The organism is Frankia sp. CcCS3 (assembly GCF_977927575.1).
On record NZ_CDWRCL010000130.1, the window covers coordinates 1 to 10,901 of the forward strand.

Below are 10,901 nucleotides of genomic sequence, written 5' to 3' on the forward strand. Positions count from 1 at the left end.
AACAAACCGTCATGTTCGCCGATGGCTTCTTCGTGTCCTGACCTGCGTCGGAGCGAGCTGGGTCGGCCGCCCACCGTCAGCCCACGGGCCGCAACTGATCACAAAAGTCGGGTTGGAGTACTAGGCTGCCAGGAATGCTCCGGGGTCGGATCTGCCATGGTGGCCGGGCCCAGCGGCCTAAGGTGGCCGGACTCGACCGAGCAGGAGCCGGACTGGACCGAACCGGCGTGGTGTGTCCGGTCGTCAGGCACATCCGCGCGGCGGAAGGTGACACGGGATGATCGAAGCGCAGGGATTCACGGCCTCACCGGGGCATACCGACCTCGGACGGCCTGGCAGCGGTCTGGACGCCATCGACGTGCGCCGGATTGAGGCCGTGTGCGCGCCGCTGCGCGCGTTGCACACCGAGGGTCTCCTCGCCGGCCTGTTCGACGGCCTCGACGAGGCGGCGGCCCTCGTTGATCTGGTGGCACGGTACTGTGTCCTGGACCACGCGGCGCTGCTGATCGCCGTGGACGACTTCGAGGCCGCGCTCGCGGCGTTGCCCGCTCTTGGCGTGCGGCCGAGCACGCTGGTGCCCAGCGTCATCGTGAAGGCCCGGCTGGCCGAGCGCTACGCGGTGCGCGCGGAGCTGCTCGACGTGCGTCTCACCCACGCCGCGCTGCGGTCCAGTGCGGGCGCGGACCGCACGTTGGAGATCTTCATGCTCCGGCGGACACCTGGGCTACCGGCCGGGCTCATCGAGCAGGAACGCGTGTTCGAGCTCGAGCGGCACTCCGCGATGCGGCTCCCGGACCCAAATCCGGTCATCATCGAGGGACTGCGCTGGGTGTTGCGGACCCGGGCCGAGTTCCACTGGGACGGTGGCGGCTACAACCCGCATGACCGGCCGGCTGCCGGAGGTACGAACGTGCTGTACTTTTTGCGTCTCGCGCCGGACGGTAAGGGAGGTGTCCGCCGCGAGCGGCTGGAAATCAAGTTCTTCGGCGATTTCTCCGCCATCGCGGACACACATCTCGCCCCGTGCGCCGACGGCGCGCCCGCGTGGGAGGTGCCGCCCGGTGCGCCGCACGCATGGTCAACCCGCCCACGTAGGCTGTGATCAGCACGCCGGGCGCCCGCCGCAGCGGTGACTCCACTGGAGGACGAGCACGACTCAGGCCCCCACCTCCTCAGGCCCCGAGGAGTAGCGCCCAGACCGCCAGGCTCACGAACGATAGCGGAACCCCGACTCCCACCAGCAGGCTTGGCAACGGTGCCGCGAGTTCGTGACGGGCGGCGATGAGTGCGCCGGCGACCATCGGGGGCATCGCCACCTCGAAGAGGGCCACCCGCACGTCATGATCTCTGACGGTCCCCGTCAGCGCGTAGATCCCCACCACGAGCGCGGGCGCGGCGACCAGCTTGATGCCGAGGCCGAGGGCCAGCTCTCGCCACCACACCCGGACCGCACGCACCTGGAGTTGCAGACCGATGGAGAACAGGGCGAGTGGGGTGAGGGTGCTACCAAGCGACCCCAGTGCGGCGTTCAGCCAGTCCGGGAACGTCACCGGCCGCAGGACGAGCGCGGCTACCAGGGCGATCAGCGCCGGAGCGGTGAAGACCCGACGGGCGAGCTCGGCGCGGGAAAGCGATGCGCCGGCACTGATCGTGACCGTCCCGAGGACCACCGTGTTCAGCAGCAGGAAGGAACCGAGCTGATCCACGAGCACGGCGACCGGGACCGACGACGCGCCGAAGAAGGCGGTCACCATCGGGAGGCCGACGAAGCTTGTGTTCGCCACTGCGGTTGTGGCGATCAGGGCGACGACGACCTCCCGCGGCATCCGCAACGCTCGTCCGGCCAGCACGTAGCCGGCCGTCGTCAGGACGAAGAGCAGATAGGGCGCGGCGATGACGAGCGCGAGGTTCGGCGGGAAGACGATGCCGTGCATGGCGCGCAGCGTCAGAGCGGGCAGGGCCACGTCCAGCAGCCAGATGTTGATCACATGGGCGGTGTCCGCGGGCAGTCGTCCGCGGTGCCGGACCCCGATGCCCGCCACCAGGCCGACGAGGAGCACGATCAGTGCGGACATTCGGCCATCGTGGCAGCCGGGGTTCCCGGAAGGCGCCGGGCGTGGGACAGGCCACGCGGCCGGCCTGGGGCGGGGACCGGTGCGCGGATGGATCACGGCCGGTGGGTCCGGCGGCGCCGGTGCCGTCGCAGTAGCCGGGGCAGCAGGATGTTGGCGGCGAACAGCACGGCGGCGAGGACGTAGTTGCCCGCACCCAGCCGTTCCTGGCCGGGCAGGGGAAGCAGCGTGTACGTGATCAGAACAACGGCGGACAGCAGCAGGGTGCCGACCATCACCCCGCCGATCCAGGGGGGCGAGTCGGTCATCGAACGGGACCGCCGGCCCGCGGGCGACGGCGTCACGCCACCTGTTTGCACGGGTCTTGCTCCTCGATGTGACCGGCGTTCTGTTGTCAGCGTATATGACACGTGGCAGGCTCACTGTCCAGTTGTGGTGCGCCGTCAGGGGTTTTCGCCCCGTGGTGGCGGTCGGCGCGGTCGGCGGTCCAGCCGGCAAATCGGAGGTACCGATGGCGGCACCTGTCCTCACCGCGCCCGGCGGCCTCGCCTGGCGGGACGGCAAGCGGTACATGTGGCTCACCGCGATCATCGTCCCGTTGCTGGCCATCGTGGGATACGGACTGTGGCATCGAACGGGTGTCGGGCTGTACTGGTGGATCACCCCGCTCTTCGTCTTCGTCCTGGTTCCGCTGCTCGACATGACCACGCCGCCGGATCCGGTCAATCCACCGGAGGAGATCCGGGCCGCGCTGGAGGCCGACCGTTACTACCGCCGGTGCACGTATCTCTACCTGCCGCTGGCGGGCGTCGGCCTGGTGCTGGGCGCCTCGGCCTGGGCGAACGGCGACCTGTCGTGGTCCGCCCGGATCGGAGTGGTGGTGTCGGTCGGCACCGTGACCGGGGTGGGCATCACCACCGCGCACGAGCTCCGCCACAAGCGAGGGATTTTCGAGCGGTGGTTGGCGAGGTTGATGCTGGCGCCGACCGCGTACGGTCACTTCTCCGTAGAGCACAACCGGGGCCATCACGTGCGGGTAGCGACGGCGGCGGACCCGGCGAGTGCCCGGTTGGGGGAGAGCTTCTGGCGGTTCTGGCCGCGGACCGTCGTCGGTAGTCTGCGTTCCGCCTGGTCGCTGGAGGCCGCCCGGCTGCGGTTGCGCGGCCGACGGATCTGGTCGGTGCGCAACGAGGTCGTGCTCGGCTGGTTGCTCACCGCAGTGTTGTTCGCGACACTGGCCGTCGCGTTCGGGCCGGCCGTGCTCGTCTTCCTCGTCGCCCAGGCGGCCTTCGGGTTCACCTTGCTGGAGGGGGTCAACTACATCGAGCACTACGGCCTGGCCCGGGAGCTGACCCCGAGCGGGCGTTATGAGAAGGTCGACCCCCGGCACAGCTGGAACAGCGATGCCGTGATCAGCAATCTGGCGCTCTATCAGTTGCAGCGACACAGCGACCACCACGCCAACCCGACCCGGCGCTACCAGGCACTGCGGTCCTTCGAGGCCTCTCCCCAGCTACCGGCGGGGTACGCTACGCTCCTGCTCGCGGCGTATCTCCCGCCGGTGTGGTTTCGGCTGATGGACGACCGCGTTGTCGAGCATTACGGCGGGGACGTCACCCGGGCGAACCTGCACCCCGCGCGCCGGGCCGCTCTGCTGACCCGGTACCGGCCGCCGTCCGGTACCGAGGCCGACGGGCCTCCGTCCCGGGGCGGTGCTCGTGGGTGAGCACTTCCTCGAAGAACGCACGGTAACCGCGCAGAAGTCGTCCGCGGGATCGCCGGTCGGCAAGGGTTCCGACGGGGATCTGTCAGCTCTGGCCGGATTCCTCGGAGGTGCTCTGCTTGGCGGCGGCGTCCTGATCGGCCGGCCGAGGAGGAGCCGAGCCACCGAGATGCGCGGGCAGCCACCAGTCCGGCTCGCCCGGCGCGGGCCGCGGGTAGCGGCGCTGCGCATCGTCGAGCAGCTCGTTCATCACCTTCTCCAGCAGCGCCGTGCCGTCGCGGCCCTTACCCAGTTCCGTGGGCTGGACGGGTCTGCCTACCGTGATCGAGACGCGGACGCCGATCGCGTCCCGCAGGCTGAAGGGCCGTCCCTTGGTGAAAATGCGCTGGCTGCCCCAGAGAATCACCGGGATCACCGGCACCTTCGTGTGAGCGGCCATCCGGGCCGCCCCGGTCTTGAATGTCGCCAGACAGTAACTCGGACTGATCGTCGCCTCGGGGAAGACGCCCACGAGTTCCCCGGCTCGCAGTGCGTCGAGGGCGTGGCGCAGAGACGCCGCGCCGGCCTCCCGGTCGACCGGGATGTGGTGCATGCCGCGCATGAGCGGCCCGCTGATCCGGTGGTCGAAGACTGCCTTCTTGGCCATGAACCGGACCAGCCGACGCTCCGCGATCCAGAACGGCAGACCCGCGAGCGCGAAGTCCAGGTACGAGACGTGATTGATCAGGACGATGCCGCCCCCCGATGCCGGGATGTTCTCCGTGCCCTGGATGTCAAGACGCAGGCGCAGTGCGCCGAAAAGTCCCCGCACCATGCTGACCACCGGCCGGTAGACGTACTCCGCCACGACGGGCCACTCCTCGATGTTCCTCGCGGTCTCACCGGTGTGCCGAATGCGACACGACCTTACCCCCACCCCCTGACACCGGTCGTCGTGGATGTCCGGCGATACCGCGGTCCGGTTTCACCGGAAGGCGACGTCGCGTGCGGGCGGGGGGCAGGATCGATGATGTTCGTATCAGACGTCTGTGGAGGAGCGGGACCAACCGCGCGGATGAGGGAGAGAGAACGGAAATGGAGATTCTGCGCCGGGGCATCGCGGCGCAGCCGGCGCCGCCGCAGTGGGTGCTCGTCGTTGCCGCGATTCTGGCGGCCCTGACGGTACTCGGCGACCGCCTATGGCCGATATCTAGACATGTGATAACAATTGCACACGAAGGTGGACATGCCCTGGCCGCGGTCGCGACCGGGCGCCGCCTGGCTGGCGTTCGGCTGCATTCGGACACCTCCGGAGTGACCGTGTCCTCCGGGCGGCCGACCGGTGCGGGTGTCGTCGTGACCGTCGCCGCCGGCTACACGGCACCGTCCCTGCTCGGTCTCGGAGCTGCGGGCCTGCTGGCCACCGGCCGGACGAGTCTGCTGCTGCAGTTGTGCGTGGCGCTGTTGCTGGCGATGCTGCTCGTGATCCGCAACGGTTTCGGGGCCCTGTCCGTGCTGGGGAGTACCGCGGGAATCCTGGCGGTCTCCTGGTTCGCGCCGCAGAGCGTGCGCGCCGGATTCGCCGCGTACATTGCGTGCTTCCTGCTGCTGGGCGCGATCCGCCCGGTGATCGAGGTGCAGCGGGGGCGCCGTCGGCGCCGGGCCGGGGATTCCGATCCGGATCAGCTCGCACGGCCGACCGGACTGCCCCCGACGCTCTGGGTCGGGTTCTTCGGCCTGGTCAATCTCGGCGCGCTGGCCGGTGGCCTCGCCGCGCTGTTCGGGTGACTTTCGCGTTCGGGCGACCCTCGCGTTCGGGCGACCTCCGCGCGGAACCTGCGACCTGTCGGACCCGGGTGCCACACTGGCGCCATGTGCGGTCGGTACACCCAGAAGCTGAAGACCGACGACCTCGCCGCGGCGATGTCCGCTCACGACGAGACTGCCGGCGCGGTGACGGAGAACTACAACGTGGCGCCCACCTCGACGATGCCGATCGTCGTCGCCGAGCCGCGTGAGCTCCCGGACGGCGCTCTTCGGGGTGAGGCGCACCTCCCTCCGGCCGGGAAGCCGCCTCCGGCCGGCCGGACCGAGCGGGTCCTTCGCCTCGCGACCTGGGGGCTGGTGCCGTCCTGGGCCAAGGACCGGACGATCGGCGCAAAGATGATCAATGCGCGGTCGGAGACGGCGGCGACCAAGCCGGCGTTCCGGTCGGCCTTCGCCGCACGGCGCTGCCTCGTCCCGGCGACCGGGTTCTACGAGTGGTTCCATCCGGGTGGCGGCTCGCGGCGGGGGCAACCCTTCTACATCCGTCCCGCGGGCCATCCCGCAACCGGCGGGATCTTCGCGTTCGCGGGTCTCTACGAGGTCTGGCGCCGGGGTGAGGCCCCGCTGGTGACCTTCACGATCCTCACGACCGGAGCCGCCGCGGGGCTGGAGTTCCTGCACGACCGCTCGCCGGTGATCCTGCCCGAGGCCGCCTGGGATCGCTGGATGGATCCCTCGGTCCGCGATCCCGCCGCGTTCGCCTCGCTGCTGCGGCCGGCGCCGGCCGGGGTGGTCGCGGCGCATCCGGTCGCAGCCGAGGTGGGCAGTGTCCGGAACAAGGGTCGTCATCTCATCGATCCCGTCGAGATCGATCCGGTGGTCGCCGCGGCCGTCGCGCAGGCGGGCGGGCGGGCGGCTCTCGCGGTGGACCCGGAGCGGTCCGGTGGTTCCGTCGGCGGTGGTGCCGGTTCGTCCGCGCGGGTGGGCGGCACCGTCGATCTGTCGTTGTTCGGTATCGACCCGGTTGATACCCCCGTCAATGCCCCGGGCAAAGGCACTGCCGCCGGGCCGGGAGGCGGGTGACCCGGCGGGCGCGCTCGGCAATCGCGGGTTGATCCGCCGGAAATCCGGAGAACGGATGGTCGCCGGAGGTCAGGAGTGACCGCGCGGGCGAAGCGCGAGCCCGAGCGCGATCTCGGTGACGCCGGTGACGATCAGTTGGATTCCGAAGATCACCGCTAGTGCCATGATCGTCGCTCCCGGCCAGGTCAGCGCCAGTACGCCGAGGACGATACTGAGCGCGGCCAGGATGAGCGGACCGGCGATGCCGCGACCGGTCCCGTGCGAGGATCTGCTCGCCCAGGTCACCAGGGCCCGGACGACCCCGGTGATGATCAGTATCGCGCCGACGAGCAGCGCGACGACTCGGAGGGTGGCTCCCGGCCACAGCAGCACGATGACGCCGCCGACCGCAAGCATGATCCCAAACAGGGCAGTCCCCGCGGTGTTCTCTGACCGGACCGCGGCGATCGTCTCGCTGATGCCGGAGAGCACGAGTGCCACTCCGGCGAGGACCGCCAGTGTGCCGGCGGTCGCGAAGGGGTTCGTGATCAGTAGAAGTCCCAGTACGGTGACCGCCGCACCGAGCAGGAGCAACGCCGGCCACAGCGCGCTGGGGGCTTGCTGACGTCGGTGCTGCCGGTAGATCGTGGCCATCGAGGCACCTCCCCGGGTCGGGGCTCCGCCCGGAAATGCGCGGGCCGCTCTCGTCAGAAGGTCTCTACCCGGTTCTGGTGAGCCGCTACCGCGACTCATACTCCCGGCCGGCTGCCGGCGGGGTTGGTGCGCCGTGGAGGGTTCGAGCGGTCGGATCCGTTTCGGAGGCGTGCCCTCCAGGGAGTCGGACCGACCGCCACGCCGTGATCAGCTATCGGAGATACTGATCGCCTCGGTTGGGCAGGAGTCGACAGCCTCCTGGATGTCGTCCCACCTGGCGTCGTCGGGTTCCTCGTCGAGGAGGTAGAGGAAGCCGTCGTCGCGGATCTCGAACACGTCCGGGAGGAGACGGACACAGGTTCCGCTGCTCGCGCAGCGGTCGTAGTCGACAGTCACGCGCATCGGCGCACCTCCCAGTGGTGCTCCCACAATCAGTGTCGAGCGGACCTTACCGCCGAGCCCATGGCTGCGACAGAACCGGGACCCCGGCAGGCCACTGGGCGGGGGCTGTGGACGACGGGCGGCTGTCCACAGGACGGCGGCAAGCGGAGCGGGAGCCGCCGTGATCGATCTACGGTCCAGCCATGGTCGAATCCACCCCTGGTCCCGGGTACCCGCCGCCGCGCTTCCCCGTCCGCGCATTTCCGTCTGAACCGTCCGTTTCATCGCGATGGCCATCGCTGGACCTGCTGCCGTCGGACGACGCCACCGTGCCGCTGCGTCCGCCGGACCCACCAGTAGACGGCTCGGCTGGTGGATCCCGCCGCGTTCGCGACGCCACGTTCACCAAAGACGAGCAGGAGATCGGTGGCGACGAGTCCGACCTGGTCGGGATTCGCGAGGGCGTGTTCCTCGATGAGGACCGGGCCGCCGACGGATGGGCCGCGGACGAGCTTGCGGCGGACGGAGCCGATCTTGGTCGGCCGGTCGCCGGTCGAACGGATCGGCGCCGCCCGCTCCATCCCCGCCCGTTCCACCCCCATCCAGTCCACCCCCGTCCGGGGCGCGAGATGGACGATGGCGAGGACGAAGGCGGCCGGGGACCTGATCGCGGGCCATCGGCCGGCCGGACGGCGCCGGGAGTTCCGCGGGGCGATCTGGTCGGCGTCATCCGCAGGCGGCTTCCAGCTACGCTGCATGGCATCGTGGTGGCGCCGGCAGCCCGGGCCGCCCTCGTTCTCGCGTTGGTCGCCCTCGCCGCCGCGCTCATGACCGCCTGGTTCTCCTGGCAGCACCGCCCGGTACCGCTCGCCTCCTCCGAGGTCGGTACCCTCCGGACGGGGGAGTCGGCGGCGGCTGGCAACGCCCGGTCGGACCACTCGGACCACGGGGCCACCGGTCCCACCTCCGCCACGGATACGAACGTGGCCTCGGCACCGACGACCAGGGCCGCCCGCACCGGGGCGAGCGGCGAGGTGGTGGTCGACGTCGCCGGCCGGGTGGCCCGGCCGGGTGTCGTCCGGCTCCCGGCGGGCGCGCGTGTGGTGGATGCGATCGAACGCGCCGGGGGATCGCTCCCGGGCACCGACACGACCGGCCTTGCCCTGGCCCGGATGTTGGTCGACGGGGAACAGGTCCTCGTCGATGGCAGGCCCGGCCCGGCGCCGCCTGGGCAACCCGCAGGTACCGGCCTCGGGCCCGTCGGCGGGAGCACCGCGAGCGCCGCCGGTTCCACCGCGGCGACCGGTCCGATCGACCTGAACGCCGCGACCGCCGAGCAGCTTGACGGTCTGCCCGGGGTGGGGCCCGTGCTGGCTCGCCGCATCGTCGAGTGGCGCACGGCGCACGGGCCCTTCCGGTCGCCCGAGCAGCTCGCGGAGGTGACCGGAGTCGGCGACAAGCGGCTGGCCGATCTGCTGCCATTGCTGAAGGTTTGACGCTCCGGTGGTCGACGTCGGGATGGAGACGGGACTCGCGCTGCCGGAACGGCCGTCTGGGGCTTCCCGTCCGATGGACGCCCGGCTGGTGGGCCCGGCGGTTGCCGGCACCTGGCCGCCGTCCGTTCCGTTGCTGGGCGCCGCCGGTGCGGTGCTTGTCGCGGCTCCGGTGTTCCTGCTGGTCCGGGTCCGCCCGCGGGGCGCTCGGCCGACTCGCCCAGGACCGGGCGGCGATCGGGCCGAGGTGGCTACGGGCGGGTCCCGTCCGTCGCAGTCGCAGTCGCAGTCGCCGCTGTCGCTGTCGCTGTCGCCGTCGCCGTTGCCGTCGCAGCCGCGTAGCGCGCCGCTCACCCGGGGCGTCGGGCGGCGCTCCGCCGTCGCCGTCGTCGTTCTCACGGCCCTCGTCTTTCTGGCCGCCGGGTTTTTCGCGGGTGGACTGGCGGCTCGTCCACGTGACAGCGGCCCGCTCGCCGATCTGGTCCGGCATGGCCGTCTGGTCACAGCCGAGGTCGTCGTCACCGACGATCCCCGCGCCACCTCCTCGTCCACCGCGGTCCGGACGGGAACCGGGCCCGGAGCCGGAGAGGGTGCCGGGGAGGGGGCTGGCGGCGCCGATCGCGTGACCTTCGTGATCTCCGTCCGGGCGGAGCGCCTCACCGCGCCCCCGGCGGATCTGCGGGTCCGGGCCCCGATGGTCCTGCTCGCGCGGGGCGGCGGTTGGGGCGCTCTGCTGCCCAGCCAGCACCTGGTCGTCTCCGGCAGGCTCGCCGAACCTCGGGTCGGTGACACCGTGGCCGCCGTTCTGTTCGCCAACGGCCCACCGCGGACCCGCGGCGGGCCGACCATGATCCAACGAATCGCCGGGGGGCTACGGGCCGGGCTGCGTCGAGCCGCTGGGGGACTGCCCGAACCGCGTCGCGGGCTGCTACCCGGCCTCGTGGTCGGCGACGTCTCCGGGCTCGACGACGCGGTGCGCGCGGACTTCCGCGCCGCCGGAATGTCCCATCTGACGGCCGTGTCCGGTAGCAACGTCGCCATCGTGACGGCCTCGGCGCTCTACCTCATGGGATGGACCGGGCGTGGGTCACGGTCGCGCGCCGCGGTGGGAGCCCTCGCCCTCGTCGGGTTCGTCGTGCTCGCCCGGCCCTCGGCCAGCGTGCTGCGTGCCGGGGCGATGGGTCTGGTCGGCCTGCTCGGGCTCGCCATTGGCCGTCCCAGGGCGGTGCTGCCCTCCCTGGCGGCGAGCGTGATCGTCTTAGTCCTGGTGGATCCCGCGCTCGCCCTCTCGGTCGGCTTCGCGCTGTCCGTCCTCGCCACGGCCGGAATGATCGTTTTTGCGCCGGGCTGGCGGGACGCGCTCGCTCGGCGGCTGCCGGCGCGGATCGCCGAGGTGCTCGCCGTCGCGGCCGCCGCCCAGCTGGCGTGCACCCCGGTGTTGGCCTGGACCGGTGGGGGGCTGAGCCTCGTGGCGGTGCCAGCGAACGTCTTGGCCGTGCCCGCCGTCGCACCGGCGACCGTGCTGGGGGTACTGACGCTGGTCGTGGCGGCGGTGTCGCCGTCAGCAGCCGGGCTGCTCGCGCACCTCGCCGATCTGCCGTGCTGGTGGCTGGTGACGGTCGCCGGCCGGTGCGCCGATCTTCCTGCCGCGACGCTGCCGTGGCCCACGGGGGTGATGGGAGCGGGCGCGGTCGCCGGTGTCGCCGGGCTTGTGGTGGCGACGCTGCGGAGGCGGGTGCCGGGATCTGTCGCTGATCTTGTGATCGAACT

The 10,901-nt window shown here is 71.2% G+C and carries 12 protein-coding genes; 6 read left to right on the top strand and 6 right to left on the bottom strand.

The features are described 5' to 3' along the window. The first annotated feature begins 277 nt into the window (after window positions 1-277). The gene (locus tag AC08OQ_RS12470) at window positions 278-1,102 is read left to right on the top strand and encodes a hypothetical protein (protein ID WP_476601178.1); all 825 of its coding nucleotides are present in this window, start codon (window positions 278-280) and stop codon (window positions 1,100-1,102) included. A gap of 70 nt (window positions 1,103-1,172) precedes the next feature. Here the strand turns inward: AC08OQ_RS12470 and AC08OQ_RS12475 are convergent, their stop codons facing one another. After that, the gene (locus AC08OQ_RS12475; RefSeq protein ID WP_476601180.1) at window positions 1,173-2,075 is read right to left on the bottom strand and encodes an AEC family transporter; all 903 of its coding nucleotides are present in this window, start codon (window positions 2,073-2,075) and stop codon (window positions 1,173-1,175) included. A 92-nt stretch (window positions 2,076-2,167) separates the two neighbouring features. Further along, complete coding sequence (locus tag AC08OQ_RS12480; RefSeq protein WP_462188273.1) at window positions 2,168-2,380, bottom strand: hypothetical protein; 213 nt, start codon at window positions 2,378-2,380, stop codon at window positions 2,168-2,170. A gap of 203 nt (window positions 2,381-2,583) precedes the next feature. Here AC08OQ_RS12480 and AC08OQ_RS12485 point away from each other — a divergent pair, with 203 nt between their 5' ends. Beyond that, complete coding sequence (locus tag AC08OQ_RS12485; protein WP_476601182.1) at window positions 2,584-3,798, top strand: alkane 1-monooxygenase; 1,215 nt, start codon at window positions 2,584-2,586, stop codon at window positions 3,796-3,798. 82 nt (window positions 3,799-3,880) lie between these two features. Here the strand turns inward: AC08OQ_RS12485 and AC08OQ_RS12490 are convergent, their stop codons facing one another. After that, window positions 3,881-4,642 (bottom strand): lysophospholipid acyltransferase family protein, encoded by a 762-nt coding sequence (locus tag AC08OQ_RS12490; RefSeq protein WP_476594928.1) that lies wholly within the window; start codon window positions 4,640-4,642, stop codon window positions 3,881-3,883. A gap of 227 nt (window positions 4,643-4,869) precedes the next feature. Here AC08OQ_RS12490 and AC08OQ_RS12495 point away from each other — a divergent pair, with 227 nt between their 5' ends. Together AC08OQ_RS12495 and AC08OQ_RS12500 are read left to right on the top strand one after the other, a co-directional pair. Beyond that, a complete protein-coding gene (locus tag AC08OQ_RS12495; RefSeq protein ID WP_476601184.1) occupies window positions 4,870-5,562 on the top strand; it encodes a M50 family metallopeptidase in 693 nt (230 codons plus the stop codon). Between the two features lie 84 nt (window positions 5,563-5,646). Beyond that, entirely contained in the window at window positions 5,647-6,624 is a 978-nt protein-coding gene (locus tag AC08OQ_RS12500) for an SOS response-associated peptidase (protein WP_476601186.1), read from the top strand. A gap of 69 nt (window positions 6,625-6,693) precedes the next feature. On the opposite strand, the gene AC08OQ_RS12505 is transcribed toward AC08OQ_RS12500, so the two are convergent. The 3 genes from AC08OQ_RS12505 to AC08OQ_RS12515 form a co-directional block, all read right to left on the bottom strand. Next, window positions 6,694-7,257: an HdeD family acid-resistance protein gene (locus tag AC08OQ_RS12505; protein ID WP_462188268.1), complete on the bottom strand. Its 564-nt coding sequence runs from the start codon at window positions 7,255-7,257 to the stop codon at window positions 6,694-6,696. Window positions 7,258-7,464: 207 nt separating this feature from the next. Next, window positions 7,465-7,659, bottom strand: a complete 195-nt coding sequence (locus AC08OQ_RS12510; protein WP_476601188.1) for a ferredoxin — start codon at window positions 7,657-7,659, stop codon at window positions 7,465-7,467. A 260-nt stretch (window positions 7,660-7,919) separates the two neighbouring features. Beyond that, complete coding sequence (locus AC08OQ_RS12515; RefSeq protein WP_476601189.1) at window positions 7,920-8,396, bottom strand: hypothetical protein; 477 nt, start codon at window positions 8,394-8,396, stop codon at window positions 7,920-7,922. Between the two features lie 6 nt (window positions 8,397-8,402). On the opposite strand from AC08OQ_RS12515, the gene AC08OQ_RS12520 reads away from it, so the two are divergent. Further along, window positions 8,403-9,134, top strand: a complete 732-nt coding sequence (locus AC08OQ_RS12520) for a ComEA family DNA-binding protein (RefSeq protein WP_476601191.1) — start codon at window positions 8,403-8,405, stop codon at window positions 9,132-9,134. A gap of 7 nt (window positions 9,135-9,141) precedes the next feature. Next, window positions 9,142-10,901: ComEC/Rec2 family competence protein (locus tag AC08OQ_RS12525; RefSeq protein WP_476612060.1), on the top strand; the 1,760-nt coding region annotated here is incomplete at its 3' end.